General features: G+C 70.2%; 25 protein-coding genes, 1 tRNA gene and 1 pseudogene. 12 read left to right on the top strand and 15 right to left on the bottom strand.

Annotated elements, in window-relative coordinates:
* Positions 1-110 precede the first annotated feature (110 nt).
* On the top strand, positions 111-1,565 hold the full coding sequence (locus tag ACZ7DY_RS27735) for an NAD(P)/FAD-dependent oxidoreductase (RefSeq protein WP_471139600.1): 1,455 nt from the start codon (positions 111-113) through the stop codon (positions 1,563-1,565).
* A 159-nt stretch (positions 1,566-1,724) separates the two neighbouring features.
* Positions 1,725-2,159, top strand: coding sequence for a hypothetical protein (locus ACZ7DY_RS27740; protein WP_471139602.1), 435 nt, complete (start codon positions 1,725-1,727; stop codon positions 2,157-2,159).
* Positions 2,160-2,205: 46 nt separating this feature from the next.
* On the opposite strand, the gene ACZ7DY_RS27745 is transcribed toward ACZ7DY_RS27740, so the two are convergent.
* A tRNA-Thr gene (locus tag ACZ7DY_RS27745) sits at positions 2,206-2,279 on the bottom strand.
* A gap of 214 nt (positions 2,280-2,493) precedes the next feature.
* Here ACZ7DY_RS27745 and ACZ7DY_RS27750 point away from each other — a divergent pair.
* From ACZ7DY_RS27750 to ACZ7DY_RS27760, 3 genes are all read left to right on the top strand, one after another.
* Complete coding sequence (locus ACZ7DY_RS27750; RefSeq protein ID WP_471139604.1) at positions 2,494-3,630, top strand: ABC transporter ATP-binding protein; 1,137 nt, start codon at positions 2,494-2,496, stop codon at positions 3,628-3,630.
* A 281-nt stretch (positions 3,631-3,911) separates the two neighbouring features.
* Positions 3,912-4,373, top strand: a complete 462-nt coding sequence (locus ACZ7DY_RS27755; RefSeq protein WP_471139606.1) for a hypothetical protein — start codon at positions 3,912-3,914, stop codon at positions 4,371-4,373.
* A gap of 36 nt (positions 4,374-4,409) precedes the next feature.
* Positions 4,410-5,129 (top strand): nucleotidyltransferase family protein, encoded by a 720-nt coding sequence (locus tag ACZ7DY_RS27760; RefSeq protein ID WP_471139607.1) that lies wholly within the window; start codon positions 4,410-4,412, stop codon positions 5,127-5,129.
* Positions 5,130-5,235: 106 nt separating this feature from the next.
* Here ACZ7DY_RS27760 and ACZ7DY_RS27765 read toward each other — a convergent pair whose 3' ends face one another.
* The 7 genes from ACZ7DY_RS27765 to ACZ7DY_RS27795 form a co-directional block, all read right to left on the bottom strand.
* A complete protein-coding gene (locus tag ACZ7DY_RS27765) occupies positions 5,236-6,879 on the bottom strand; it encodes a DoxX family protein (protein WP_471139610.1) in 1,644 nt (547 codons plus the stop codon).
* A 95-nt stretch (positions 6,880-6,974) separates the two neighbouring features.
* On the bottom strand, positions 6,975-7,919 hold the full coding sequence (gene rlmB, locus ACZ7DY_RS27770) for a 23S rRNA (guanosine(2251)-2'-O)-methyltransferase RlmB (RefSeq protein WP_471139613.1): 945 nt from the start codon (positions 7,917-7,919) through the stop codon (positions 6,975-6,977).
* A 108-nt stretch (positions 7,920-8,027) separates the two neighbouring features.
* Entirely contained in the window at positions 8,028-9,431 is a 1,404-nt protein-coding gene (gene cysS / locus ACZ7DY_RS27775; RefSeq protein ID WP_471139615.1) for a cysteine--tRNA ligase, read from the bottom strand.
* Positions 9,432-9,512: 81 nt separating this feature from the next.
* Entirely contained in the window at positions 9,513-9,917 is a 405-nt protein-coding gene (locus ACZ7DY_RS27780; RefSeq protein WP_471139618.1) for a PPOX class F420-dependent oxidoreductase, read from the bottom strand.
* Positions 9,918-9,998: 81 nt separating this feature from the next.
* Positions 9,999-10,514 (bottom strand): 2-C-methyl-D-erythritol 2,4-cyclodiphosphate synthase, encoded by a 516-nt coding sequence (ispF, locus tag ACZ7DY_RS27785; RefSeq protein WP_471139620.1) that lies wholly within the window; start codon positions 10,512-10,514, stop codon positions 9,999-10,001.
* Positions 10,504-11,235, bottom strand: a complete 732-nt coding sequence (gene ispD / locus ACZ7DY_RS27790) for a 2-C-methyl-D-erythritol 4-phosphate cytidylyltransferase (protein WP_471139623.1) — start codon at positions 11,233-11,235, stop codon at positions 10,504-10,506. Before ispD ends, ispF begins: the two co-directional genes overlap by 11 nt.
* A gap of 341 nt (positions 11,236-11,576) precedes the next feature.
* Entirely contained in the window at positions 11,577-12,059 is a 483-nt protein-coding gene (locus ACZ7DY_RS27795) for a CarD family transcriptional regulator (RefSeq protein ID WP_003953493.1), read from the bottom strand.
* A gap of 636 nt (positions 12,060-12,695) precedes the next feature.
* Here ACZ7DY_RS27795 and ACZ7DY_RS27800 point away from each other — a divergent pair.
* A complete protein-coding gene (locus tag ACZ7DY_RS27800) occupies positions 12,696-13,436 on the top strand; it encodes a copper chaperone PCu(A)C domain-containing protein (protein WP_471139625.1) in 741 nt (246 codons plus the stop codon).
* 95 nt (positions 13,437-13,531) lie between these two features.
* On the opposite strand, the gene phoP is transcribed toward ACZ7DY_RS27800, so the two are convergent.
* Together phoP and phoR are read right to left on the bottom strand one after the other, a co-directional pair.
* On the bottom strand, positions 13,532-14,212 hold the full coding sequence (phoP, locus tag ACZ7DY_RS27805; RefSeq protein ID WP_471139627.1) for a two-component system response regulator PhoP: 681 nt from the start codon (positions 14,210-14,212) through the stop codon (positions 13,532-13,534).
* Entirely contained in the window at positions 14,209-15,474 is a 1,266-nt protein-coding gene (gene phoR, locus ACZ7DY_RS27810; RefSeq protein ID WP_471139630.1) for a two-component system sensor histidine kinase PhoR, read from the bottom strand. Before phoR ends, phoP begins: the two co-directional genes overlap by 4 nt.
* 220 nt (positions 15,475-15,694) lie before the next feature.
* On the opposite strand from phoR, the gene phoU reads away from it, so the two are divergent.
* Entirely contained in the window at positions 15,695-16,381 is a 687-nt protein-coding gene (phoU, locus tag ACZ7DY_RS27815; RefSeq protein ID WP_471139632.1) for a phosphate signaling complex protein PhoU, read from the top strand.
* A gap of 137 nt (positions 16,382-16,518) precedes the next feature.
* Here the strand turns inward: phoU and ACZ7DY_RS27820 are convergent, their stop codons facing one another.
* Positions 16,519-16,734, bottom strand: a complete 216-nt coding sequence (locus ACZ7DY_RS27820; RefSeq protein ID WP_471139635.1) for a hypothetical protein — start codon at positions 16,732-16,734, stop codon at positions 16,519-16,521.
* Between the two features lie 242 nt (positions 16,735-16,976).
* On the opposite strand from ACZ7DY_RS27820, the gene ACZ7DY_RS27825 reads away from it, so the two are divergent.
* From ACZ7DY_RS27825 to ACZ7DY_RS27840, 4 genes and pseudogenes are all read left to right on the top strand, one after another.
* A complete protein-coding gene (locus ACZ7DY_RS27825) occupies positions 16,977-17,192 on the top strand; it encodes a hypothetical protein (RefSeq protein ID WP_471139637.1) in 216 nt (71 codons plus the stop codon).
* A 106-nt stretch (positions 17,193-17,298) separates the two neighbouring features.
* Complete coding sequence (locus ACZ7DY_RS27830) at positions 17,299-17,673, top strand: DUF4760 domain-containing protein (RefSeq protein ID WP_471139639.1); 375 nt, start codon at positions 17,299-17,301, stop codon at positions 17,671-17,673.
* A 215-nt stretch (positions 17,674-17,888) separates the two neighbouring features.
* Positions 17,889-18,476 carry a hypothetical protein gene (locus ACZ7DY_RS27835; protein WP_471139641.1) on the top strand — a complete coding sequence of 196 codons (588 nt, stop codon included), beginning with the start codon at positions 17,889-17,891 and terminating at the stop codon, positions 18,474-18,476.
* A gap of 113 nt (positions 18,477-18,589) precedes the next feature.
* Positions 18,590-19,438, top strand: a pseudogene (locus ACZ7DY_RS27840) (tyrosine-type recombinase/integrase); the annotation flags it as partial.
* Positions 19,439-20,159: 721 nt separating this feature from the next.
* Here ACZ7DY_RS27840 and ACZ7DY_RS27845 read toward each other — a convergent pair.
* On the bottom strand, positions 20,160-20,921 hold the full coding sequence (locus tag ACZ7DY_RS27845; RefSeq protein WP_471139644.1) for a phosphoglyceromutase: 762 nt from the start codon (positions 20,919-20,921) through the stop codon (positions 20,160-20,162).
* Between the two features lie 185 nt (positions 20,922-21,106).
* Here ACZ7DY_RS27845 and ACZ7DY_RS27850 point away from each other — a divergent pair, with 185 nt between their 5' ends.
* Positions 21,107-22,474, top strand: coding sequence for an MDR family MFS transporter (locus ACZ7DY_RS27850; RefSeq protein WP_471139647.1), 1,368 nt, complete (start codon positions 21,107-21,109; stop codon positions 22,472-22,474).
* Here ACZ7DY_RS27850 and ACZ7DY_RS27855 read toward each other — a convergent pair.
* The 3 genes from ACZ7DY_RS27855 to mshA all read right to left on the bottom strand — a co-directional run bounded on the left by ACZ7DY_RS27855 (position 22,416) and on the right by mshA (position 26,112).
* Positions 22,416-24,128 carry a glycosyl hydrolase family 28-related protein gene (locus tag ACZ7DY_RS27855; RefSeq protein WP_471139649.1) on the bottom strand — a complete coding sequence of 571 codons (1,713 nt, stop codon included), beginning with the start codon at positions 24,126-24,128 and terminating at the stop codon, positions 22,416-22,418. The genes ACZ7DY_RS27850 and ACZ7DY_RS27855 overlap by 59 nt on opposite strands.
* Before the next feature lie 138 nt (positions 24,129-24,266).
* Positions 24,267-24,764, bottom strand: a complete 498-nt coding sequence (locus ACZ7DY_RS27860) for a type III secretion system chaperone family protein (protein ID WP_471139652.1) — start codon at positions 24,762-24,764, stop codon at positions 24,267-24,269.
* Positions 24,757-26,112: a D-inositol-3-phosphate glycosyltransferase gene (gene mshA / locus ACZ7DY_RS27865; RefSeq protein ID WP_471139654.1), complete on the bottom strand. Its 1,356-nt coding sequence runs from the start codon at positions 26,110-26,112 to the stop codon at positions 24,757-24,759. Before mshA ends, ACZ7DY_RS27860 begins: the two co-directional genes overlap by 8 nt.
* Positions 26,113-26,166: the final 54 nt, after the last annotated feature.

Consider the following 26,166-nt stretch of genomic DNA (forward strand, 5'->3'; position numbering starts at 1 on the left):
GCTCAAAGTATCGAAATCTATCCCGGGCCCGGCCCGCCGAACGACCCGCCCCTCAGGACCAAGGCCCCGACCCCTGCCCACGCCCCCCACCTGCGCAGTAACGTCCGCCCATGAGCAGCAGGAACAGCACAGGCAGCAACCCGGGTCCCGCAGGCAGCAACACAGGCACCACAGGCGGCACGGTCAACGGCGGCATCTCCTTCTGGTACGCGGACCAGGGCCTGCCCCCCGCCCGCGAGCCCCTGACCGGCGACAGCACGGCGGACGTCTGTGTCGTCGGCGGCGGCTACACCGGCCTGTGGACCGCGTACTACCTGAAGAAGGCGGCCCCCTTCCTCCGCGTCACCGTCCTGGAGCAGAAGTTCTGCGGCTACGGCGCCTCCGGCCGCAACGGCGGCTGGCTCTACAACGGCATCGCGGGCCGCGACCGCTACGCCAAGCTGCACGGCCACGAGGCGGCCGTCCGCCTCCAGCGTGCGATGAACGACACCGTCGACGAGGTGATCCGCGTCGCCGGCGAGGAGTCGATCGACGCGGACATCCACCACGGCGGCGTCCTGGAAGTCGCGTACACCCCGGCCCAGTTGACGCGCCTGAAGGCGTTCCACGAGACGGAACTCTCGTACGGGGAGAAGGACCGCACCCTGCACGGCGCCCGCGAGACGGCCGAGCGGATACGGGTGGCGGGCGCGGTCGGCTCCACCTGGACGCCGCACGGCGCCCGCCTGCACCCGGTGAAACTGGTGCAGGGCCTGGCCGCCGCCGTCGAGGCGCTGGGCGTCACGATCCACGAGTCGACCCCCGTCACCCGGATCGAACCGAAGCACGCGATCACCCCGTACGGCACGGTCCGCGCCCCCTACGTGCTGCGCTGCACGGAGGGTTTCACCGCGTCCCTCAAGGGCCAGCGCCGCACCTGGCTCCCCATGAACTCCTCGATGATCGCGACGGAACCGCTCTCCGACGCCCAGTGGGAGTCGATCGGCTGGGAGGGCCGCGAGACGCTCGGCGACATGGCCCACGCGTACATGTACGCCCAGCGCACCGCCGACGGCCGCATCGCGCTCGGCGGCCGCGGCGTCCCGTACCGCTACGGCTCGAAGACGGACAACGACGGCCGCACCCAACAGCCCACCGTCGAGGCGCTGCACGCCATCCTCACCCGCTTCTTCCCCCAGCTCGCGGGCGTCCGCGTGGCCCACGCCTGGTCCGGCGTCCTCGGCGTCCCCCGCGACTGGTGCGCCACGGTCACCCTGGACCGCGCCACGGGCCTCGGCTGGGCGGGCGGCTACGTCGGCTCGGGCGTCGCCACCGCCAACCTCGCCGCCCGCACCCTGCGCGACCTGGTCCAACAGGACTCGGGCCAGGCGGGTCCCACCGACCTCACCACGCTCCCCTGGGTCAACCACAAGGTCCGCCGCTGGGAACCGGAACCGTTCCGCTGGCTCGGCGTCCACGGCATGTACGCCACGTACCACGCGGCCGACCGCCGCGAACGAACCACCCACACCACGGACTCCTCCCGCCTGGCCCAATGGGCGGACAAACTGGCGGGCCGCCACTGAGCCACGAGCGGTGAGCCACCACACGTGGCTCACCGTGTCGGCGGGCCTGCTCTGCGCCGGGCCCACCACTCCGCCGACGCGTGCGAGATTTCCTGTGGAGCCTGGTGGTACGCCCACCGCACCTGACACGCTGAATGCCCGTCGACACCGGAGACAGCCATGCGTAGACGACATCTCCTCGCCTCGACCATCGCCTTGGTTCTCGCCGCGGGCTGTAGCTCCACCACCGACAACTGGTCCGACCCAGGCAGCCCACCCCAGGGGGCCTCGGGCGCCGTCAAGGAATACGTGCGGGCGCTCAACGCTCGCGACACGGAGGCACTCCTGAAAGTGGGGGCCGCCCCCGACAAGCCGTGGTCCCGGCGCCAGGCGGATCGGATCGTGAGCGAAAAGGGCGGTAGGCATCTCACCATCGAGAAGATGCCCATCGAGTACGAACAAATGGGCTCCTACCTGGGCAAAGCCTCTCTGACCGCCTCGGACGAAGAAGGCCGCCCAGTGCAAGAGGCCGTAGAGCTGGTGCACGAGCACAACCGTTGGCATGTCGTGCTGTTCGAGTGGCCCAGCGAAGGTAAGCCCACTTCAAAGGCCTAGCGCTGCCGCCCTGCCGGGGAAAAGATCCGACCTGGGGTTCCAGCAGAGCCCCCTGTCGGATTCGAACCGACGACCTACGCATTACAAGTGCGTTGCTCTGGCCATCTGAGCTAAGGAGGCGTGCGCGCCCGGTGTGGTGTCGGGCGTGCCCGAGCAGTGTAACCAACACCTTCCGTGTGCCCGTCGAAAATTTCCTCGAAGGTCGCGGCGGCGCGACTGCTGACAGACCGCGGACCTCCGGGGTACGGTCACGAGCAGTTCACTCAGGTGGACTACACCACTCCCTCTACTCGGATCGTCCGGCACGTTCCTGCCGGTGAAGGGGGCCCTCACCATGGCCACTGTTACGTTCGACAAGGCGACCCGGATCTACCCGGGTGGCGACAAGCCCGCCGTCGACGGTCTCGACATCGAGATCGAGGACGGCGAATTCCTCGTCCTGGTCGGCCCGTCCGGCTGCGGCAAGTCCACCTCGCTCCGCATGCTCGCGGGGCTCGAGGACGTGAACGCCGGCGCCATCCGCATCGGTGACCGCGACGTCACGCACCTGCCGCCGAAGGACCGGGACATCGCCATGGTGTTCCAGAACTACGCGCTCTACCCGCACATGACCGTCGCCGACAACATGGGCTTCGCCCTGAAGATCGCCGGCGTCAACAAGGCCGAGATCCGCCAGAAGGTCGAGGACGCCGCCAAGATCCTCGACCTCACCGAGTACCTGGGGCGCAAGCCCAAGGCCCTCTCCGGTGGTCAGCGCCAGCGTGTCGCCATGGGCCGTGCCATCGTGCGTGAGCCGCAGGTCTTCCTCATGGACGAGCCGCTCTCCAACCTCGACGCCAAGCTGCGTGTGTCGACGCGTACGCAGATCGCGTCGCTCCAGCGCCGCCTCGGCATCACCACCGTGTACGTCACCCACGACCAGGTCGAGGCCATGACCATGGGCGACCGCGTGGCCGTCCTGAAGGACGGGCTCCTCCAGCAGGTGGACAGCCCCCGCAACATGTACGACCGCCCGGCCAACCTCTTCGTCGCCGGCTTCATCGGCTCCCCCGCCATGAACCTCGTCGAGGTCCCGATCACCGACGGCGGCGTGAAGTTCGGCAACTCCGTCGTCCCGGTCAGCCGCGAGGCACTGTCCGCCGCCGCCGACCGCGGCGACCGCACCGTCACCGTCGGCGTCCGCCCCGAGCACTTCGACATCGTGGAGCAGGACGGCACGACCGCGAAGTCCCTGTCCAAGGAGACCGCCGACGCGCCGGCCGGCCTCGCCGTCTCCGTGAACGTCGTCGAGGAGCTCGGCGCCGACGGCTACGTGTACGGCTCCGCGGAGGTCGGCGGCGAGCACAAGGACCTAGTGGTCCGGGTGAACGGCCGCCGGGTCCCGGAGAAGGGCGCCCAGCTGCACGTCGTGCCGCGTCCGGGCGAGACGCACGTCTTCTCGACGTCGACGGGCGAGCGTCTCAGCGACTGACGCACCGCACCCCCGCGTCACGCACCCCCGCGTCACGCACCACCCCGTCACACCGCCCCACCACGCCCAGAGGGCCCCGCACCGACGTGCGGGGCCCTTCGCGTACGGCCGACCGGCCCCGCACAGAAACCCCGGAAACCCTCTCGTTGTCGACAAATACCCCGGCACATCGGTCATTTCGGGGGGCGACGTCAACACCGCACCGGAGAAAGCCACTTCCCTGTCGCTCGACCGAGTGACTAAATGTCGCCAAATCATCACCTAGCGCTACGCTCACTCGCGTGACGCACTCCGCCAACTACACCCAGAAGCCGCGCCGAGCCCATCGGGGCCCCGCCCGCCGCATCGGCCGCACGCTCGCCCTCGTCCTGCCCGTGATGCTGGTGCTTTCCGGGACCCTCGCGGTCACCAGCGTCAACTGGTCGGGGAACTCCTCGGACTCGATGCTCACCGCATCCGCCGACAACCTCTCCAAGCCCGCCAAGTCGCGCGCCCCGCAGGACATCCTGCGCGACCGCCTTCTCCTCGAACTGCAGGAGAAGAACCCGGGCGTCGCGCTCACCCACCTCCAGCAGGAGGTGAACCGCCATCCGTCGCTGGCCCGGCACTGTGTCTCGATCGCCCGCGCACTCGGCCGCGCCGCCGTGCGGGCGTACGGCCCGAGCCGCGCCCAGTCGTACGCCAGGCCCGTCTGCGACACGTCCTTCGCCGCGGGCGTGGCCGCGGCCCATCAGAACGGCTGAGCGGGCAGGCGGGTACCGCCGCGTAGGGTTTCCGGCATGACCACGCAGAAGCCCACGCAGGCCGTCGTCCTGGCCGGAGGCCAGGGCTCCCGCCTCCGCCCGTACACCGACGACCGGCCCAAGCCGATGGTCGAGATCCCCGGCACGGGGACCCCGATCATCGGCCATCAACTTGCCTGGCTGGCCGCGGAGGGCGTGACGGACGCCGTCGTCTCCTGCGGACACCTCGCCGAGGTCCTCCAGGAGTGGCTGGACTCCGCGGACCTCCCGCTGAACGTCACCACGGTCGTCGAGAAGGAGCCGCTGGGCCGCGGCGGCGGCCTCAAGTACGCGGCCCGCCACCTGCCGCACGCGGACCGGCCCTGGTACGCGACGAACGGCGACATCTGGACCCGTTTCTCGCTGCGCGACATGGCGGCCTTCCACGCCGAGCGCGACGCCACCGCGACCCTCGCCCTGGCCCGCCCCCGCATCCCGTGGGGCGCCGTCGAGACGGACGCCTTCGGCCACATCACGGACTTCATCGAGGCCCCGCCGTCCCCGTACCTCATCAACGCGGGCGTGTACGTCTTCTCGGCGGCCTTCGCCGACCTGCTGCCGGACCTCGGCGACCACGAGCGCACCACGTTCCCGCGCCTGGCCCGCGAGAAGCTCCTCGCGGGCTTCCCGCTGCCGCAGGGCGCCTACTGGCGGGCGATCGACACCGCCAAGGACCTCACCGAGGCCGCCAAGGAGCTTGCCGCCCAGGCCCGTTGAGAGCCCGCACCCGCACGGGATACTGCTCTTCGGGTACGCCGACGGGGCCCCGCACCACATGTGTGCGGGGCCCCGTCGGCGTAAACGGAACAGCGGGGCCAAGACGTCAGCGGCCGAGCACGCCGCCCAGCAGGCCGCCCGGCTCCTCGCCCCCGGAGCCGCCGGAGGAACCGGTGCCGCCCGTGCCGCCGCCCGTACCGCCGCCGGAACCACCGCTGGACGACGGTCCCGCGGCCGTGGCGGCCGGCTGCTGCTGTTGCCGCGGCGTCGACTGCTGCGGCGGGGCCTGGCCCGTCGTGCCGCTGCCGCGCGTCCGGCTGGGCTGCGTGGAGCCGGTCGTGCCCGTCTCGCGGGTACTCGCCGCCCCCGGCGCCGTCGCACCCGCACCCCGCGTGGGGCTCGCCGAACTGCCCTGCGTGGGCGCGCCGGACGAGGCGGTGGGGCTCTGCGACTGCCGGTGCTGCCGCTTCTTCGCGGGGTCCCCGGGGAGCGGGGAGCCCGGCAGTTCGTTGCGCGGGGCCTCGCCGGGGCCGGGCACGGTGACACGGTCCGCGTCCCGTACCGCGCCGCCCAGCATCGAGCCGATGAGCAGCGTCAGGCCGACCACGACGGCGCCGATCAGGCCGCCGCGCCGCAGCACGCGCCGGCGCAGGTCCCAGATGTCGACGCGCGGGCCGAGTGTGCGCCAGGCCTCGCCTGCGAGGCGGCCGTCGACGGAGTAGACGGGGGCGCCCGCGATGATCAGCGGCGACCAGGCGGCGAGGTAGATGATGTCCGGCGCGTCGTAGGCGGGGACGGTCTTCCAGCTCACGGTGACGATGAGCGCCGCCGAGAGCAGCACGCCGATGGAGGCGGCGACGCGCTGCCAGAGCCCGAGGACCGTCAGGACGCCGACGACGACCTGGAGGAAGGCGATGAAGAGGCCGGCGCCCACGGGGTGCTGGAGCGCGAAGTCGCGCAGCGGTTCGGCGAGCGCCCAGGGGTGCAGGGAGTGCAGCCACTTGACCATGGAGCCGCGTTCGCCGCCGTCGAAGTAGACGGGGTCGCAGAGCTTGCCCATGCCGGCGTAGATCGAGATGAAGCCGAGGAAGACGCGCAGCGGGAGCAGGACGACGCCGAGGTTCATGCGGCGCCCGGGGTAGTAGGCGTGCCGGACCGGGTCCGAGCCGTGCCTGCGGGGGCGCTCCTCGCCGCCGTCGTCCTCGTACGCGTAGGGCTCGTCGGCCTCCTGGGCGAACCGTTCGTCGTAGTCGCTGCCGGAGGGCCGCATCTGCGGCAGCAGGCGGGTCTCGGAGTGGGGGTTGCGCGGCCCGATGACGGCGGGTGTCTCGGTGGTCTCGGGGCCGTCGTCGAGGTCGACGCGCGGGATGACCTGGGTGGCTCCCCCGTCGTAGGGCCCTGCCTCTTCCGCCGAACGGCGCACGCCGCTGCCGCGCACGGCCTGCAGCAGTCTGATGGCGCCGGTGTCGTCCGGGTCGGACTTCCCGCTCCAGACGACGGGGGCGCGGCGCTTGGCGGCCGCTCCGACGGCGGGGATGCGCACCGTCTCGTCGGGGGTGCCCAAGTGCCGTGAGATGCGCGGGGATTGAGTGCGCCCAGCGGCGGGAAGCTGCACGCGGAAACTCGCGTGATTGACGATGACCTGCGCCGGGTCGCTCGGCACCTTCACCATGCTCAGCGCGGGAGCATCGTCGAAACCTGACGAGCTTCCCCCCGTGGGAGTGCGGGGTGTTCTGGTGTCCACACTCATCTAACCGAGTGATGTGTGTTTAGGACACTGCCTTGACCATGGGGAAATGTCCGGGCCGCGTCAAGAGATCATGGCGGCCCGGACATCGGGAACGATCAGGCGCGCCGGCGCGACGCCTCGTACAGCACGACGCCCGCCGCGACACCGGCGTTCAGGGACTCCGCGCCGCCGGGCATCGGGATGCGCACCCGGAAGTCGCAGGTCTCGCCGACGAGCCGGGAGAGGCCCTTGCCCTCGCTGCCGACGACGATGACGACCGGGCCGCTGAGCGCCTGGAGGTCACCGACCTCGTGCTCCCCGTCGGCGGCGAGGCCGACGACGGCGATGCCCGCCTTCTTGTACGCCTCCAGGGCGCGCGTGAGGTTGGTGCAGCGCGCGACCGGCGTACGGGCGGCGGTGCCCGCGGACGTCTTCCAGGCGCCGGCCGTCATGCCGGCGGCGCGCCGCTCGGGGACGAGGACGCCGTGGCCGCCGAAGGCGGAGACGGAGCGGACGACGGCGCCGAGGTTGCGCGGGTCCGTCACGCCGTCGAGGGCGACGATCAGCGGGTCCTGGCCCTCGTCGTACGCGGCGGCGGCGAGGTCCTCGGGGTGCGCGTACTCGTACGGCGGGACCTGCAGGACGAGGCCCTGGTGGTTGAGGCCGTTCGTCATGCGGTCCAGCTCGGGCCGCGGCGCCTCCATCAGGTGGATGCCGCCGCGCTCGGCCGCGAGCTGGAGCGCCTCGCGGACCCGCTCGTCGTTGTCGATGAACTGCTGGACGTAGAGCGTGGTGGCGGGCACGCCGTCGCGCAGCGCCTCGAAGACCGGGTTGCGGCCGACGACCATCTCGGACGTGCCCTTGCCGCCTCGGTTCTTGGCGGCGGGGCGGCGGCCCGCGGCCTTCTTGGCCTTGGCGTTGGCGATGCGGTTCTTCACATGTCCCTTGCGTGCCTCGGCGGGCGGCGTCGGGCCCTTGCCCTCGAGGCCGCGGCGCCGATTGCCGCCGCTGCCGACCTGCGCGCCCTTCTTGCCGGACATGCGGCGGTTGTTAGCGGCCATGACCTACCTGTCTGTCGTGATGCGTGGGCGCGTACGTGCGTACGCGCACGGGTGTACGTCTATGAAGTGTGCCGCCCGGAAGGCCGGGCGGCACATCAGCGGTGTCGGTCAGCGCTGACCGAGCGTCCAGCGGGGGCCGCTCGGGCTGTCCTCGATGACGAGGCCCGACTGGTTCAGCTGGTCGCGGATGGCGTCGGCGGTGGCCCAGTCCTTGCGGCCGCGGGCGGCCTCGCGCTGGTCGAGGACTAGGCGGACGAGGCTGTCGACGACGCCGTGCAGGTCCTCGCCGCGGTCGCTCTCGGCGCCGGCCCAGTGCGGGTCGAGCGGGTCGAGACCGAGGACGCCGAGCATGGCCCGCACCTCGGCGAGGCGCGCCACGGCGGCCTCCTTGTCGTCGGCGGCCAGCGCGCTGTTGCCCTGGCGGACCGTGGTGTGGACGATGGCGAGCGCCTGCGGGACGCCCATGTCGTCGTCCATGGCGTCGGCGAAGGCCGGCGGCACCTGGGCGGCGGGCTCGACGGCGTGGCCCGCCATCTCCACCACGCGCTGCACGAAGCCCTCGATGCGGGAGAACGCGGCCTCGGCCTCGCCGAGGGCCTCCGGGCTGTACTCGATCATCGAGCGGTAGTGCGGGGTGCCGAGGTAGTAGCGCAGGACGATGGGGCGCCACTGCTTGACCATCTCGCTGACGAGGACGGAGTTGCCGAGGGACTTCGACATCTTCTCGCCGCTCATCGTGACCCAGGCGTTGTGCACCCAGTAGCGCGCGAACGCGTCGCCGAAGGCCTTGGCCTGGGCGATCTCGTTCTCGTGGTGCGGGAAGATCAGGTCGATGCCGCCGCCGTGGATGTCGAACTCGCGGCCCAGGTACTTGTGGGCCATCGCCGAGCACTCCAGGTGCCAGCCGGGACGGCCGCGGCCCCAGGGGGTCTCCCAGCTGGGCTCCCCCTCCTTGGCCGCCTTCCACATGGCGAAGTCGCGCGGGTCGCGCTTGCCGGTCTCGCCCTCGCCGGACGGCTGGCGCAGGTCGTCGAGGTCCTGGTTGGAGAGCTCCAGGTAGCCGGGGAAGGAGCGCACGTCGAAGTAGACGTTGCCGTCGGCCTCGTAGGCGTGGCCGCGCTCGATGAGGCCGCGCATCATCTCGACCATCTCGGTCACGTGCCCGGTGGCGCGCGGCTCGTAGGTGGGCGGCAGGCAGCCGAGCACGTCGTATCCGCTGTTGAACGCGCGCTCGTTCGCATAGCCGATCGACCACCACGGCCTGTCCTGCTCGGCCGACTTCTTGATGATCTTGTCGTCGATGTCGGTGACGTTCCGCACGAACGTCACGTCGTATCCGCGGTAGGCGAACCAGCGGCGCATGATGTCGAAGTTCAGGCCGGACCTGATGTGCCCGATGTGCGGGGCCGCCTGCACCGTGGCACCGCAGAGGTAGATCGAGACACAGCCTTCGTCGAGCGGGCTGAAGTCACGGATCTGCCGGGCGCTGGTGTCGTACAGGCGAATCGTCACCACTCCAGGGTAGTGGTCGCGGGGCAGTGCCCCGCGACCACTTCCGCGACCGGGCACGCAACTGTGACGTCAGGCGCGGCCTCAGACCCGTCCAACGACCTTGCGGGCGCTGACCCGGACCACGACGCGCTGCGCGTCGTCCTTCGAGGCCGGGTTGAACTCCGCGTACTTCTTGCCGGTGTACTTCACCGACAGCTCGTCGATGAGCTCGGGGCCGCCCTCCGTCGTCATCGTCGCCGTGCCGCGGATCTCCGCGTACGTGTACGGGGCGTCGGCCGGCTGCACCAGGACCGTCACCCGCGGGTCGCGCCGCAGGTTCTTCGTCTTGCGGCGGTCGACGGTCGTGGAGAACAGCACGTCGTCACCGTCCCGCTTCACCCAGACCGGGGAGAGCTGCGGACTGCCGTCGGGCTGGATCGTCGCGACGGTGATGAAGACCGGGGTGTCGAGCAGCGCCTTGAGCTCGTCGGACAGAGCGGCGGACATGGACCTCACTCCTTCGTGGGGGACATACGTCTCGTACGGGGCATTCGCCGGTACAAGACATACGACTACCCCGTCGCCCCGTCAGGACGACGTACGTACGACCAACGCGGTGGCGACCGCCGCGAGCCCGTCGCCGCGCCCCGGGAAGCCGAGGCCGTCGGTGGTGGCCCCGGAGACGGCGACGGGGGCGCCGGCCGCCTCGGAGAGCACCTTCTGCGCCTCGTCCCTGCGCTTGCCGATCTTCGGGCGGTCGCCGATGACCTGGACCGCGACGTTGCCGATGGTGAAGCCGGCGGCCCGGACGATGCGGGCGGCCTCGGCGAGCAGGGTCAGCCCGGAGGCGCCGGACCACTCGGGGCGTCCGGTGCCGAAGTGCGCGCCGAGGTCGCCGAGGCCGGCTGCGGAGAACAGCGCGTTGCAGGCGGCGTGCGCGACGACGTCGGCGTCGGAGTGCCCGGCGAGCCCGGGGCCCTCGTCCTCCCACTTCAGGCCCGCGCACCACAGCTCGCGGCCCTCTTCGAAGGCGTGGATGTCGGTGCCGATGCCGACGAGCGGCAGCAGGGGCGCGGCGGCCGGTGCGGGCGTCTCAGAAGACATCGTTGGCCCTCCTGCGGGCGAGGACGGCCTCGGCGAGCACGAGGTCGAGGGGGCGCGTCACCTTGAACGCCTCCTCGTGTCCCGGCACGCACACGACCGGCAGCCCCAGCTGCTCGACCATGCCGGCGTCGTCGGTGACCTGGCCGGCGACGCTCTCGTGGGCGCGCACGAGCGTGGCCCGGTCGAAGCCCTGCGGGGTCTGCACGGCGCGCAGCCGCGCCCGCTCGGGCGTGGCGACGACGGGCTCGGGCGCGCCCGCCCCGGCGGCCGGTTCGACCTGCTTGACGGTGTCGGTCAGGGGCAGCGCGGGGACCACGGCGGGCGCCCCGTCGCGTACGGCCTCGATGACGCCGTCGACGGTGTCGACGGGGACGAGGGGGCGGGCGGCGTCGTGCACGAGCACGATGTCGAAGCCGGGCGGCAGCGCGTCCAGGCCGGCGCGCACTGACTCCTGGCGGCTCTCGCCGCCGGGCACGACGAGGTAGTCGGTGCGCTCGGGCAGCGCGTGGTCGTCGAGGAGGGTCTTGACCTCGGGGGCGCCGTCCGGCGGTGCCACCACGACGACGAGGGAGACGGCGCGGGAGGCCGCCATGGCGCGTACGGCGTGGATGAGCATCGGGGTGCCGTTCAGCGCGCGAAGCGCTTTGGGGGCGCCAGGGCCGAGGCGCACGCCCCGCCCTGCCGCGGGAATGACCACCGCGGTACGGGATTCGCTAGACATCGGTTCCGTTCAGGTTTGTGTGCTCGGCCGACGTGGGTATGGCCTGGGCGTGCCCCCTGCTCGAGCGAGACCGAGAGCCTGGGGGAGTGCCGGGCACGAGCCTTGACCGGACCCCTTCCGTGACATCTGGTCGAGCCGGCTGCCGGAGCCCGGCACGCCCAGTACGGCTCCTGTGGGGGTCGGCACACGGCCGTCGGCACACGGCCGAGTTCCGGGTACGAGAATGTGGGTACGAACATGCCGCAGCGCCCGGCGACTCCAGTAAGGGTCAGCGGGCACCGCGGCATTGCTGCGCCGATTCAGCGCGGAACTTCCGAGGCGGGTGCCCCGGAGCGTCCGCGTCAGGACGCGAGGACCTCGTCGAGCAGGGCCTCGGCCTTGTCCTCGTTCGTGTTCTCCGCGAGGGCGAGTTCGCTCACCAGGATCTGGCGGGCCTTGGCGAGCATGCGCTTCTCACCGGCCGACAGTCCACGCTCGCGCTCCCGACGCCACAGGTCACGCACGACTTCCGCGACCTTGATGACATCGCCGGAGGCGAGCTTCTCGAGATTTGCCTTGTAGCGGCGCGACCAGTTCGTGGGCTCTTCCGCGTACGGCGCGCGCAGTACTTCGAAGACCCGGTCGAGGCCGTCCTGACCGACCACATCACGCACGCCGACGAACTCCGCATTGTCCGCTGGCACACGCACCGTCAGGTCGCCTTGGGCGACCTTCAGCACCAAGTAGGTCTTGTCCACGCCTTTGATCTGGCGAGTTTCGATGGCCTCGATCAGCGCGGCCCCGTGATGGGGATAGACCACGGTGTCGCCAACCTTGAACGTCATGTGACAGGTACCCCTTCCGTGGCTATCCATCCTAACACGAGAACCGACTCTTCTGAATGGCGTTTTCGCAGGTCAGGGCGGTTCTCGGGGCTTGACAACTGCAACACGAACGTGCTGCGGAGGGGTCCCGGAACGGGGTATTCGCAGGTCGGAGCGGCTCTCCGGCGACCGTGAAACGCGCCCGTTACGTACCCCTCAAGAGCGATCCGGACGGCTGAACGTCCCGGTTTGCGCGGTTCCAAGCGGTGAACTTCCGATACTCCGTTCGGACGCCGGAGAGGTGTGCCGCGCGTCGTCCGTCACGATTCCGGAATTGATCAAGCCGCGGGGTGATCAATTCTCCGGACCCCCATGCATTCCTTACGGGAAATCCCCGAGCCGGGCCGCGCGGGCTCTTGACGGCGCTAATGCGAAAGACACCCGAGGGGAGATTGGGACGGGTGGGACTCAGAGCCTCCGGCGGGGTTCGTGACACCCGCCGATGGGCCGGGGGCGCCAGTACCTGCCGTAAGGGGCGGGTCGGGTGCGGTGGCGCGGGAACGGCTCGGTAACCTAAGCGCGCTGACACACCCTTAGGACGGCTTTACGGCCGCCCGCCCGTCCCGTACCGCCCACGTTCAAGGAGTTGCCGCCGCCGTGAGCCGCAGCCTTCGACGCGGCGCCCTCGCCGCCACCGCCCTCGCGTTCTCGCTCGCCTCGCTCTCCGCGTGCGCCGCGGGCAACAACGCTCAGACGATGGAGGTCAAGCCGGACAACGCCGCGACCTCCGTCGGCAACATCAAGATCCAGAACGCCATGGTCATCACGCAGCCCGACCAGGAGTCGACGGGTCCTGCCGCGGTCTCCGCCACGATCTTCAACGCCGGTGACAAGCCCCAGAAGCTGGAGTCCATCTCGGTCGCGGGCACCGGCAAGAAGGCCGAGCTCACGCCCGGCAAGGACGACAAGGCTGCCAAGGCCGCCAAGGCGAACGGTTCGCTGACCGTCCCGGCCGGCGGGTCCCTCGTCATCGGCGGCAAGAACAACGCCTCCGCGGTGCTCCCCGGCGGCCGCGAGGGCATCAAGGACGGCAACGCGCAGCCGATCACCTTCTCCTTCAGCAGGACCGGCGACGTGAAGATGAAGGCGTTCGTCGTCCCGGCCGAGAGCTACTTCAGCTCGTGGGGTCCGAGCCAGGTCCCGCAGGCCCCGGACGCCAAGCCCTCGAAGCCGGAGAAGTCGGGCAAGCCCGGCGAGCCGCGGACCGGGAACTCGGCCGACCCGTCCGGCAAGCCCTCGGGCGCCGCGAGCACGGACCCGTCGGGCGAGGCGGCCGACCCGAACGCCTCCGGTGACGCCGGCGCCTCGCACGGCGCGGACACCGGCGCCGAGCACTGACCGGCGTACACGACGCACACGCGTGAAGGGCGGGACCCCCACCGGGGTCCCGCCCTTCACGGTGTCCCGGGCGCCGCTCCGGGTCCGCTCGCGGTCTACGGCTCGAACTTGTAGCCGAGGCCGCGGACCGTCACCAGGTAGCGCGGCGCCCCCGGGTCCGGCTCGATCTTGGCGCGCAACCGCTTGACGTGGACGTCGAGGGTCTTGGTGTCGCCCACGTAGTCGGCGCCCCAGACGCGGTCGATGAGCTGCATGCGGGTCAGCACGCGGCCCGCGTTGCGCAGGAGCATCTCCAGGAGGTCGAACTCCTTCAGGGGCAGGTCGACCTTGGCGCCGGAGACCGTCACCACGTGGCGGTCCACGTCCATGCGGACCGGGCCCGCCTCCAGGGCCTGCGGGGCGACCTCCTCGGGCTCCCCGCGGCGGCGCAGCACCGCGCGGATGCGGGCCACCAGCTCGCGGGACGAGAACGGCTTGGTGACGTAGTCGTCGGCCCCTATTTCGAGGCCCACCACCTTGTCGATCTCGCTGTCCTTGGCGGTGACCATGATCACCGGGACGTTGGAGCGGCTGCGCAGCTGGCGGCAGACCTCGGTGCCGGGCAGGCCGGGCAGCATCAGGTCGAGCAGGACGAGGTCGGCGCCGTTGCGCTCGAATTCGTCGAGTCCGTCCGGGCCGGTCGCCGCGATGGCGACTTCGAAGCCCTCCTTGCGGAGCATGTAGGACAGGGCGTCGCTGAAGGATTCCTCGTCCTCGACGACGAGCACTCGGGTCACGGAAGGACCTCCGGGGCAGGGATGGGTTCGAACGTGGTGGTCGCTGCGGACTCGTCGGGCGGGGTGGTCTCGTCGTCGAGTCCGCCGCCCTGCGCGGTTCCGCGGTCGCGGTGCGCGGCCGCCTCGGGCAGCCGCAGGGTGAAGGTGGAGCCCTGTCCCTCGGAGCTCCACACGGTGACCTCCCCGCCGTGCGAGGCGGCCACGTGCTTGACGATGGCGAGGCCGAGGCCGGTTCCGCCGGTGGCCCGGGAGCGGGCCGGGTCGACGCGGTAGAAGCGCTCGAAGATGCGCTCCTTGTCCTTGTCGGATATGCCGATGCCCTGGTCGGTGACGGCGACCTCGATGAGGTCGCCGCCGGGGGCGGCGACCCTGCGGGCCGCTATGCCCACGCGGGTCCGGGCGGGGCTGTAGTTCACGGCGTTCTCCACGAGATTGCCGAGCGCGGCGGCGAGCTGGCCGCGGTTCCCCCAGATCTGCAGCTCGGCGGTGCCGCCGGCGGCCATGGTGATCTGCTTGTGGGAGGCCTGGTGCCGGCTGCGGTCGATCGCCTCCGCGACCAGTTCGTCGACCCGGACCGGCTCGGCGTCCTCCAAGGGGTCGTCGTTCTGGACCCGGGAGAGGTCGATGAGCTCCTGGACGAGGTTGGTCAGGCGGGTCGCCTCGATCTGCATGCGGCCCGCGAACCGCTCGACGGCCTCGGGGTCGTCGGAGGCGTCCATGACGGCCTCGGAGAGCAGGGAGAGCGCGCCGACCGGGGTCTTCAGCTCGTGGCTGACGTTGGCCACGAAGTCCCGGCGGACGGCCTCGATGCGCCGGGCCTCGGTGAGGTCCTCGACCAGCAGCAGCACGAGGCGCGAGCCGAGCGGCGCCACCCGGGCGGAGACCGCGAGGGCCTCGCCGCGGCCGGTGCCGCGCCGGGGCAGGTCCAGTTCGACCTGGCGTATCTCTCCGTCGCGCCGGGTGTCGCGGGCCATCTGCAGCATCGGTTCGACGGCGAGCTTGCCGCCGCGTACGAGTCCGAGCGCGTACGCGGCCGAGCTGGCCTTGACCACGCTGTCGGCCTCGTCCAGTACGACGGCCGAGGAGCGGAGCACGGAGAGCACCGTGTCCACGCCGGGCGGCAGTACCGCGTCGGTGTGCAGGGAGCTCCGGGTGGGGCGTTTCTGGTCGCGCTCGCTCCATCGGAACGCCAGCATGGCGATGACACCGGTGCACACCCCGGCGATCGCTGCCGCTGCGGCGACCGCCGCGTTCACGTCCATGTGTCCAGGTTATGCGCCGGTTGAGTGCACCCCCCAGCCAAATGGGTGCCGCCTCGAACACTCGTCGCCCAGAGTTCACCTTGAGGACGGGGGTGATTCACATGGGATGCCGGAAACGGACGCGTCGGGCCCGCACCGTGGGAGCGTAGGGGCCAGCCCCCTGAGACGTACTGGAGCGGTAGGGGCCAGCCCCCGAGACGTACTAGAGAGGGACAGCCACATGCGGGACGCGTACCACGAGGAACTTGACTCGATCGGCGAGAGCCTGGTCGAGATGGCCCGCCTCGTCGGGTCCGCGATCGGGCGCGCCACGACGGCCATGCTCGACGCCGACCTGAAACTGGCCGAGAGCGTGATCGCCGCCGACCAGAAGGTCGACGATCTGCAGCACGACCTGGAGGCCCGCGCGATAGCCCTGCTGGCGCGCCAGCAGCCGGTCGCCACCGACCTGCGCATCGTCGTCACCTCCCTGCGGATGAGCGCCGACCTGGAGCGCTCGGGCGACCTCGCCCAGCACGTGGCGAAGCTGGCGCGGCTGCGCTTCCCGGACTCGGCGGTCCCGCGGGACCTGCACGCCACGATCCTGGAGATGGGTCAGCTCGCGCAGCGCCTGATGGCGAAGGCGGCGGAGGTCATCATCACCAAGGACGTCGACCTGGCGCTCCAGCTGGAGCAGGACGACGACGAGATGGACCAGCTGCACCGCACGCTCTTCCAGCACCTGATGGACGACCGCTGGAAGCACGGCATCGAGACGGCCGTCGACGTGACGCTCCTGGGCCGCTACTACGAGCGCTTCGCGGACCACGCGGTATCGGTGGCGAAGCGGGTCGTGTACCTGGTCACGGGCGAACACGCGGACGAGATCCAGCCGACGGGCCCGGCGCAGGTGGAGGGCGGGGCGTAACGGAACGCCCCCTCCGGCTCCGGCCCGCACGCGCGTGTGCCCCGCTCGACGCAAGGTTGTCGGGGCGGGGCACGTGCGTATGCACGCCTGAGCTCGGGCGCTCCTGAGATCCTTAACCCCTTGCGCTACCTCGTGGGTCAGCCGCAGCCGCCGCCGCACGAGCAGGGCCCGCCGGACTGGCAGCCGCAACTGCAGCCCGCGCCGCAGCCGCAGGCGCCCAGAAGGACGAGGGCGGGCAGCCCCGGCGTATCCACCGGCTGCTCGCGGACGGGTTCGCGCATGGGGGACTCGGGGGACTCGGCCATGGTCTCCTCCTCGAAGGCGTACGGCGTACTGCCTGCTGCCCATTGCATGCCCACCGGGGCGGGGCGCGTCAACGGCGCACGCGCGCGTGAAGCGACCCCGGGCGCGAAAGGGGCGCGTACCGGAGACCACTACGCGGCGACCGCCCCCTTACTCCCTCCCTCCCCCTCCCCCGCAGGGATTCGGCCGCGGGGCGACACATTGTTGCCAACTACAGGTAACCGGTCGGCCACGGTGGGGAGTTCTTGCTACACAGAAAGCCGGGACGTTCTCACGCGGAGGTGCCTGGCCGATGGTGCTGACGATCAACGTTGCGGTTCTCCTCGCCGTGATCATCGTCGTGCGACTACGGAGGCGCACCCAGGCACGAAGCCGGAACGACGAGCAGCTCACGGTGGCCATCGTCCTGGTCTTCGGCGTCCTGATCGCCCCGACCGGCTTCGGCCAGTGGATAGCAGAAACGGCAGGCACCCTGGCCCAGGGAATCACGGACTCGGGGAGCCCTTGAGCCTTGTCCCTGGGGTGACATCTCCGGGGCGGATCCCCGGGGCGGCGGAGACGCGAATACGCTGCCGGTCCTGGTCGATCTCTACCGTGAGCACCGTAGCGAGCACTTGGCCCACGCCAGGTCCCTCGTGTTCGAGAAGCTCCCCGACTGGGATCTGTCAGCCGGCATGGAAGGGCTGCCGGAGCCCGAGCGGAACCTGATACGTGAACTGGCCTGGTTCTACGACAACCTGGGCGCCCTGGTCGCACACGGCGTGGTGGACATCGAACCCGTCTCCGGGTACTTGGGGGGATCGGTGATCTCGGTGTGGGAGCAGATGGAGTCACTGGTACAGGTGGAGCGAGCCAAACGGATGCAGAACGCCCTGCCGGACCCGGACCGCTGGCAGGCGTACTTCGAGAACCTCTACCACCTGGTACGCGAGATGCCGCCCCCACAGGCCCGAGCCGATACCGCCCTATGGAGACTCCCTCACTCGTGACAGGCTTCAGCCAACCGTAGGGCTACTTCTTCTTGCCCTGGTTCTTGTCGGTGATCTTCCGGGCCTGCGTTTTGCCGCTCCGGGCCCGGTCACGATCGCCTGACTTGTTGTCACTTGCATTGTCGGGCGCTGCAGAGCGGCCTCAGACGGCCCAGCTGCGCGCCGATGACGCCCGACCTGCACCCGGAGCGCATCGGGTTTGGCAGGATCCAGATATGGATCAGGGGGTAGCAGCCATCCTCGGTGCCGGGGTGGGCGTCATAGGAGCCTTGGGGACGGCAGCGCTGACTTATGTCGGAGTGCGACACCAAACGGCTTCCACGGCCGCGAACCAACTGCGGCAGGTAGTGAGATCGGAAAGAGTCGAAGCGTTCTCTTCCTTCATCGAGTCAGTGCAGAATGCCAACGCTTCGCTTCGAGACGCACAGATCGAGCTCGACGGGCTTGGGGAGGCAGAGGACGAGGCTGAGCGTTTGGAGGACGCGGAGTCAGCGGTGGAGCACCTGCGGGCCGCGAAGGAAGCAATGGTCCGCGCAGGTACCTGGCATGCCAAGATTCTGATCCTCGGCCCGCAGAGCCTAGTTGATAGCTCGTACAACCTGCTTCAGCTGATGCACTCGCGACTCTCGTCTCTAAGTCGGGTCCTGCCAAGCATGGTCAACGGCGTGGGGCATCCAAACGAGTGGCGTCAGCAGTACGAAGACCACAGCCAGCACTGGGGCGAGTGTCTTGGCGCCTTCACCGCTCGGGCAGCGCATGTCTTGGAGGGCCACGATCTGCCAGTGGCAAGAGACCCCTCTTAATCGATCAATGGCGCGTATGCACTCCGAATCCTGCTCACCCTCCCCACCACGCCACCGTGCCCCTGCGGCCGTGAATGGTGCCTCCTCTTACCCAGTGCCGGCCGAGCAATTGGGGCCGCTCGCTGCCCGCGCACATCCGTGACCGGGTGAGGCAACTCCAAGAGAACGGCGTCCGTGGCTCGTACGCTCGGACGATCTACTCCAACGTGCGGGCGGCTCTGAGTGCTGCCGTGGACGATGGGCATCTTCCCCGGAACCCGTGTGCCGCTCGCGCGGTCCGGCCACCGACCGCGGACAGCATGCGCATCGTCCCGTGGACGGTGGAACGGGTCTTCGCTGTTCGGGCTGGCATGCCTGAGCGGTACCAAGCCATGGTCGATCTGGGCAGCGGCTGCGGTCTACGCCAGGGGGAGATCCATGGCATCGCCATCGACGCGATCGACTTCGCGGCGGGCACGCTCCACGTGGTCCAGCAGCTCAAGCTGAGCCGGAGCAAGCCCGTGTTCGCTCGCCCAAGGGCGGCAAGCTCCGGGACGTCCCGCTCCCTGGCCCAGTCGCCGATGCTCTGCGCGCCCACATAAAGGAGTTTCCACCGGTCGAGGTCACCTTGCCCTGGAAGGTCGTCGACGGGCCCCCGTGACCAAGCGACTCATTTTCACCGGGCCTCGTGGCGGGCATGTCTGGCGTCCTCGCTCAACGAGGAGGTGTGGAAACGCGCTCTGGCCGCTGCCGATGTGATCCCGAAGCCTAAGCGAGGTGAGTCCTACGCGGAGTCACGCGGGAACGGCATGCACGCCCTGAGGCGCTTCTACGCCTCGGTGCTCCTGGACGCCGGGGAGAGCATCAAGGCCGTCGCTGAGTACCTCGGCCACTCGGACCCAGGGCTCACGCTCCGCGTATATACCCATCTGGTGCCCTCCAGCAAAGAACGGACGCGGAGGGCAGTCGAGCACGCATACTAATCTCTTAGGTCGGAAACCTGAGCCTCAGAACTGAGGGTGGATGCTTTCTTTCTGCCTAGAAAGCAAGCTTTCATCCGAGAAAGAAAGCTAGGGGCGCCTTCTAATTGAGCTCTTAGCGGCAGATCGGAGCCATAATTCCTTGCCCTCCGCGCCCATCTCCGAGGCGAACGCCCCTCCCTGAGCTGGAAGAAGATCCCTCCCTAGGGAGGGATCTTCTCTGTTCAGGTTGCGCAACGAATCATTCATCTCGTTGAATGCCCCGGCCGCGACCGGGCTGATCTGGCTACACATTTCTACTGTAGAAGTTGAAGTCAGAGGCCTTCTAGCTGCGCGTTTGTCTACGAAGCTGAGCTATGCAAAAGTCTCACCACACGCGAATGCCGCCGGGGCTAGGGGCGGCATTCGTTTCCATCTCCACGCTCGGAACCCCTCGACAGGAACCGACCACACATGGAGTCCACATGCTCCCACGCAGAGGTGTCACCGTCGACATATGTCCACGCGACTTACCGATCGCGCTTATCGGCCTGGCTGGGGGCGCACTCGCGCTCTGGGCTGACGCGCCGCCCGAAGCGACCGCCCCTGTGGCGCTCCTGATCATCTTCGACGTCCGCATCCGCCGCTGGTGCGGTCACACCTGACGGCCCATAGACGGCCCAAAGGCAACAAGAAGCCCCCTACCAGCGGACAATCCGCAGGTAGGGGGCTTCTTTGTGGGCTCTTACTTCTTCTTGCCCTGGTTCTTTACTGCCTCGATCGCTGCCTTCGCGGCTTCCGGGTCGAGGTAGGTGCCGCCCGGGTTGAGGGGCTTGAAGTCCGTGTCCAGTTCGTACGAGAGCGGGATGCCCGTGGGGATGTTCAGGCCCGCGATGTCCGCGTCGGAGATGCCGTCCAGGTGCTTGACCAGGGCGCGGAGGCTGTTGCCGTGGGCCGCGACCAGGACCGTCCTGCCGGTCAGAAGGTCGGGGACGATGCAGTCGAACCAGTACGGGAGCATGCGGACGACGACGTCCTTGAGGCACTCCGTCTGCGGGCGCAGCTCCGGGGGGAGCGTGGCGTAGCGCGGGTCCTCGAACTGGGAGTACTCGGCGTCGCGGTCCAGCGGCGGCGGCGGGGTGTCGTACGAGCGGCGCCAGAGCATGAACTGCTCCTCGCCGAACTCGGCCAGGGTCTGCGCCTTGTCCTTGCCCTGCAGCGCGCCGTAGTGGCGCTCGTTCAGGCGCCAGCTGCGGTGGACCGGGATCCAGTGGCGGTCGGCGGACTCGAGGGCCAGCTGCGCGGTGCGGATGGCGCGCTTCTGGAGCGACGTGTGGACCACGTCGGGGAGCAGGCCGGCGTCCTTCAGCAGCTCACCGCCGCGGACCGCCTCCTTCTCGCCCTTCTCGTTGAGGTTGACGTCCACCCAGCCGGTGAACAGGTTCTTCTCGTTCCATTCGCTCTCGCCGTGGCGGAGGAGGATCAGCTTGTACGGTGCGTCGGCCATGCTCCTGAGCGTAATCCAACCGCGGGGACCCTCGCGCGCGGGCGCGGGAGACAGTGGAGATGAGAGTGGGCCGCGACAGTTGACGGCTCTCGTCAAATGAGTGGCGGTCCCGGACTCCGGGCTCGTAACGTGCGAGTGCCCAGTGAGCCACTTACACAGCCACTTACACACTTCGGGGGATCTTCATGCCGTTCACCGCCGTGAGACGCGCCGTAAGCGAGAGCGTCTCGGGTCTTCCACGCGCCTTCTGGTGGCTGTGGACGAGCACGCTGGTCAACCGGCTCGGGGCCTTCGTCGCCACCTTCATGGCCCTCTACCTCACCCTGGAGCGCGGCTACTCGGCCTCGTACGCGGGGCTCGTCGCCGCTCTGCACGGCCTCGGCGGCGTCGTCTCCTCGCTCGGCGCGGGCGTGATGACCGACCGGCTCGGGCGGCGGCCCACGCTGCTGATCGCGCAGACCTCGACGGCCGTGTCGGTGGCGGTGCTCGGCTTCATGGAGCACCCCGTCGCCATCGCCGGTGTCGCCTTCCTCGTGGGCATGGCGAGCAACGCCTCCCGCCCCGCCGTGCAGGCGATGATGGCCGACATCGTGCGGCCCGAGGACCGGGTGCGGGCCTTCTCCCTCAACTACTGGGCCATCAACCTCGGCTTCGCCATCTCCTCGACCGGCGCGGGGTTCATCGCCTCCTACAGCTACCGGGCCGGCTTCCTCATCGAGGCCGCCATGACGCTGGTCTGCGCGGTCGTCGTCTTCGCGAAGCTGCCGGAGTCGCGGCCGGTGCGCACGGCCCTGGAGAAGGAGTCGGAGCCGGCGGTCGGCCTCGGGACCGTGCTGCGGGACGGGCGGTTCATGGGCGTCGTGGGGCTCTCCTTCCTCGTCGCGCTGATCTTCCAGCAGGGGTCGGTGGGGCTGCCGGTCGCCATGGGCGAGGCCGGATTCACGCCCGCCGACTACGGCGTCGTGATCGCCGTCAACGGCGTGCTGATCGTCGCCCTGCAGATCCCCGTCACGCGGTTCATCGAACACCGGGACGCGCGGCGGCTGTTGGTGATCTCCTCCGTCCTCGCCGGGTACGGCTTCGGGCTCACCGCGTTCGCCGGGTCGGTCGGGGTCTTCGCGGTGACGGTCTGCGTGTGGACCCTCGCCGAGATCATCAACGCGCCGACCCAGACGGGCCTGGTCGTACGGCTCTCCCCCGTCCACGGGCGCGGGCGCTACCAGGGCATGTACACGATGTCCTGGTCCGTGGCCGCACTGGTCGCCCCGCTCATGTCCGGCCTCATCATCGACCGGTTCGGGGCGGAGTGGCTGTGGGGCGCCTGCGCGGTGCTGGGATCGGCCGCGGGGCTCGGGTACTGGGGGTTGATGCGAGCGCTTCCGGAGGAAGAGGAAGCGGAAGCGGTTGCGGAGGTGGTCGTCGCTGACGCCGTGGAGCATGTCGTGGCCGTGGAGTCCGTGGTGACCGTCGTGGACGGCGGCCCCGGTGGGGACGTCACGGGCGCAGCGCCCGTTGCGCCTCGTGCAGATTCCGTGGGCGCACCACGCCCGTAGTGCCGTACAGCTCCAGGCGCGCGTGCAGGTCGCCGGTGAAGTCGGGGACGTCGGTCTGGTCGAACTCGCGGACGGTGTTGAGGCCGACCGTCGCGCTGTGCGGCGCGAGTCCGTCGATCTTCATCAGGCCCGCGCGCTCGTTGGTGACGCGGATGTTCCAGTGGGTGAAGCGGGCGCCGAAGAGGGGGCCCGCGCTCGCGTCGCCGCCGTGCCGGCCGTTGTTCTCGACGGTGATGTCCGTACGGACGTTCGCGAAGGGCATCCCGCGGTGGCTGTCGAACGTGCCCATCTCCATGTGGCCGCGCGACCAGACGTTGTGGGAGGAGAGGCCCTCCACGTTGATGCCGTGCAGTTGGGTGGCGGCCGGGGCCGGCGTCGTACGGGCGTCGATCCTGAAGTCCTCGATGAGGTTGTCGTGCGAGCCTTCGCGGCAGAAGTACGGGTGGTGCGAGCCGCGGCCCGCCACGCGCGTGTGGCGCAGGGTGCAGGCGGAGGCGGCGACGAGCCCGAAGCCGTTGTCCACGTGGCGTACGACGACGTCCTCGGCCCAGCAGTCGTACGCGCACTGGAACGTGACGCCGTTGTGGCCCTTGTCGAGCAGATGCGGGGACTGCGGCGTCTCGACGGCCTCCAGGGTGAGGCCCTCCACGCCGGATCCGGTCAGGGCGGTGACGTGCGTGGTGAGGCGGGGGTCCCACTCGGGGCGTACGTCGAGGGGCAGCGGCCGTTCGAAGGTGACCCTGCGCTTGGCGTGGTCGAGGGCCGCGATCCGTACGGGCCACTCGTAGGGGACGTACGAGATGAGCTTCGTCTTGTCGTCCCAGCGGTACGCGCGCGTGCCCGCGCCGTCGCCCGCCATGTGCTCCAGGAGCGTGTGGTCGGGGTCGTCGGCGAGGCGGAGGAGGACGAGGTCGCCCTTGCGGAGGCGGGAGGCGTCGGTGACGGCCACCGACCAGGAGCCGCGGTGGGCGGGGCGGACGGTGGTGAGGGTCTGCCACTCGTCCCGTTTGTTGCCGGTCCAGCCCTCGAAGGGCCAGTCCCTGGCCCTGATGGCGGTGGTGAGTGACTCCCAACGGGCCTCGGGGCAGAGCCAGATGAGGCCGCCCGCCCAGGACCAGCTGGACTTGTCGCCGCCGTAGCGCGAGCCGTAGGGGCCGATCAGCTCGGTGAGGTTCTTCGTGGCGAGGAGGGTGGTGCGGGCGCTGCCCGCGCCGCGCAGGGTGACGTTGTCGTGCCCTATGCGGATGAGGTCGTCGATGCGGTAGGTGCCCGGGCGCAGCACTACGGTGCCGCCGCCCGCCCTGCCTGCCTCGGCGAGGGCGCGGTTGATCGCGGGGGCCGCGTCGGACGTGCCGTTCGGGGGGACGTCGATGCGGCGGTGGGGCCCGTGGGTCCCTTGGCCCTGGGAGGGTCTCCGTCCCCTACGGGCGCCGGCTCGGCCGATGTAGGGGATCTGGGGGTGGGTGTAGGGGGCCGCGGTGAACTCGCGCCAGAGAGCGGGGGTTTGGGCGTGGGCGGGCGGGGCGGCCGCCGCCTGGGCGTGGCCGACCGCGGTGCCGGTCACGGCTGCGGCCGCCACGGCTGTCGCGCCGCCGAGCAGGCCTCGTCTGGTGGGGTGCGCTTGCGTCACGGTGCGGCCGCCTTCCGCGTACATGTACGTGAATGAAGTTCATGTGGGCGTCGTGTGACCGGAGCATGCCATGGCGCAGCGCCCCGCGGAAGAGGGCCTCACGTAACCACGTAAGAAGGCAAGGCGAGGTGGCGCCTCAAGAGGTACTCGGCGGCGGGCCGCTCAGCCCTTCGGCTGAGTCAGATGCGTGAACGCGTCCAGATTCCGCGTCGACTCCCCCCGGGAGACCCGCCACTCGTACTCCTTGCGGATCGCCGAGGCGAAACCCAGTTCGAGGAGCGTGTTGAAGGAGTCGTCCGAGGCGGAGAGGACCGAGCCGAGGAGCCGGTCCAGTTCCGCCGGCGTGACCGCGGCGAGCGGCAGCTTGCCGGCGAGGTAGATGTCGCCGAGGGAGTCGATCGCGTAACTGATCCCGTACAGGCGGAGGTTCCGCTCCAGGAGCCAGCGGTGGACCGCCTCGTGGTTCTCGTCGGGGTGGCGGATCACGAAGGCGTTCAGGGAGAGGGAGTGCTTGCCGACCCGCATCGAGAGCGTGGTCGAGAGCTTCCTCGTGCCCGGCAGCTTCACCACGTACGAACCGGGTTCGGGTGCCTCCCACTCCAGCTCGGCCTCGTCGAGCGTCCGCTCGATGATCGTCGCGGGGTCTGCCTGCTCAGCCATGGTGCGAGCGTACGTGACGGTGCGCGGTGCGGAAGTCGTGCATCGCGGCGGTGTAGACGTCCGCCGTGGCGGAGGCCGCCGTGTCCCAGCCGAAGGACTCCGCGTGCCGGGCCGCCGCCTCCCCCATGCGGTCCACGAGGTGGGGGTGGTCGGCGAAATCACGCAGCACGCGCGCGTAGTGGGCCGGTTCGTGGCCGTGGACGAGGAAGCCCGTCACCTCGTCGCGGACGGCGACGGGCAGGCCGCCCACCGACGCGGCGAGGACCGGCGTCCCGGCGGCCTGCGCCTCGATGGCGACGAGACCGAAGGACTCGCTGTAGGAGGGCATCACCAGGACCGACGCCGCCCGGAACCAGTCGGCCAGCTGCTCCTGCCCGACCGGCGGCTGGAAGCGGACCACGTCGGCGATGCCCAGCCGCGCGGCCAGCTTCTGCAGCCCTTCCGGCTTCGCGAGGCCGCTGCCGCTCGGGCCGCCGACTATGGGGACGACGATGTTCGAGCGCAGCGAGGGACGCTCGGCCAGCAGGACGGCGACCGCGCGCAGCAGCAGGTCGGGGGCCTTCAGAGGCTGGATGCGGCCCGCGAAGAGCGGTACGAGGGCGTTCTGCGGCAGGCCGAGGCGGTGCCGGGCCGCGGCGCGCCCGTCGGCGGGGCGGAAGCGTTCGAGGTTCACGCCGGGGTGGACGACGGCGACCTTGCCTGGGTCGGCCTCGTAGTGGCGTACGAGTTCGTCGGCCTCTTCGGCGGTGTTGGCGATGAGGCGGTCGGCGGCGCGCACGATCTGGGTCTCGCCGATGACGCGGGCGGCCGGTTCGGGGGTGTCGCCCTCGGCGAGCGCCGCGTTCTTGACCTTCGCCATGGTGTGCATGGCGTGGACGAGCGGGGCGCCCCAGCGTTCGGCGGCGAGCCAGCCGACGTGGCCCGAGAGCCAGTAGTGGGAGTGGACCAGGTCGTAGTAGCCGGGGCGGTGGCCTGCCCAGGCCTGCATCACACCGTGGGTGAAGGCGCAGAGCTGGGCCGGCAGCTCTTCCTTGGCGAGCCCTTCGTAGGGGCCCGCGTCGACGTGCCGCACGAGGACGCCGGGCGCCAGCTCGACGGCGGGCGGCAGTCCGCCGGCGGTGGCGCGCGTGAAGATCTCGACCTCGACGTTGATGGCGGCGAGGCGCTTGGCGAGTTCGACGATGTAGACGTTCATGCCGCCCGCGTCGCCCGTGCCGGGCTGGTGCAGCGGCGAGGTGTGCACGCTGAGCATGGCCACGCGGCGCGGCCGGCGCTGGGAGCCGGGCATGCGGAGCCGGGAGGGTGCCGCCGGGGAGCGACGCCCGAGCCTGGACACGTACTGGCTCACGTGGCGGTCCTCCTTGCGTACGGGCATGACTACACGGAGGGCGTACGGTCCTCC

Source organism: Streptomyces sp. NPDC037013, from assembly GCF_055607265.1.

Coding starts and splice junctions, on each gene's coding strand:
- ACZ7DY_RS27825 (WP_471139637.1), top strand. CDS start 16,977: ATGGTGCTGACGATCAACGTTGCGGTTCTCCTCGCCGTGATCATCGTC.
- ACZ7DY_RS27820 (WP_471139635.1), bottom strand. CDS start 16,734: ATGCAATGGGCAGCAGGCAGTACGCCGTACGCCTTCGAGGAGGAGACC.
- ACZ7DY_RS27835 (WP_471139641.1), top strand. CDS start 17,889: ATGGATCAGGGGGTAGCAGCCATCCTCGGTGCCGGGGTGGGCGTCATA.
- ispD (WP_471139623.1), bottom strand. CDS start 11,235: ATGTCTAGCGAATCCCGTACCGCGGTGGTCATTCCCGCGGCAGGGCGG.
- phoU (WP_471139632.1), top strand. CDS start 15,695: ATGCGGGACGCGTACCACGAGGAACTTGACTCGATCGGCGAGAGCCTG.
- ACZ7DY_RS27750 (WP_471139604.1), top strand. CDS start 2,494: ATGGCCACTGTTACGTTCGACAAGGCGACCCGGATCTACCCGGGTGGC.
- phoR (WP_471139630.1), bottom strand. CDS start 15,474: ATGGACGTGAACGCGGCGGTCGCCGCAGCGGCAGCGATCGCCGGGGTG.
- ACZ7DY_RS27780 (WP_471139618.1), bottom strand. CDS start 9,917: ATGTCCGCCGCTCTGTCCGACGAGCTCAAGGCGCTGCTCGACACCCCG.
- ACZ7DY_RS27855 (WP_471139649.1), bottom strand. CDS start 24,128: ATGTACGCGGAAGGCGGCCGCACCGTGACGCAAGCGCACCCCACCAGA.
- rlmB (WP_471139613.1), bottom strand. CDS start 7,919: ATGGCCGCTAACAACCGCCGCATGTCCGGCAAGAAGGGCGCGCAGGTC.
- ACZ7DY_RS27765 (WP_471139610.1), bottom strand. CDS start 6,879: ATGAGTGTGGACACCAGAACACCCCGCACTCCCACGGGGGGAAGCTCG.
- ACZ7DY_RS27795 (WP_003953493.1), bottom strand. CDS start 12,059: ATGACGTTCAAGGTTGGCGACACCGTGGTCTATCCCCATCACGGGGCC.
- ACZ7DY_RS27845 (WP_471139644.1), bottom strand. CDS start 20,921: ATGGCCGACGCACCGTACAAGCTGATCCTCCTCCGCCACGGCGAGAGC.
- ACZ7DY_RS27850 (WP_471139647.1), top strand. CDS start 21,107: ATGCCGTTCACCGCCGTGAGACGCGCCGTAAGCGAGAGCGTCTCGGGT.
- ACZ7DY_RS27860 (WP_471139652.1), bottom strand. CDS start 24,764: ATGGCTGAGCAGGCAGACCCCGCGACGATCATCGAGCGGACGCTCGAC.
- ACZ7DY_RS27740 (WP_471139602.1), top strand. CDS start 1,725: ATGCGTAGACGACATCTCCTCGCCTCGACCATCGCCTTGGTTCTCGCC.
- ACZ7DY_RS27760 (WP_471139607.1), top strand. CDS start 4,410: ATGACCACGCAGAAGCCCACGCAGGCCGTCGTCCTGGCCGGAGGCCAG.
- ispF (WP_471139620.1), bottom strand. CDS start 10,514: ATGTCTTCTGAGACGCCCGCACCGGCCGCCGCGCCCCTGCTGCCGCTC.
- ACZ7DY_RS27735 (WP_471139600.1), top strand. CDS start 111: ATGAGCAGCAGGAACAGCACAGGCAGCAACCCGGGTCCCGCAGGCAGC.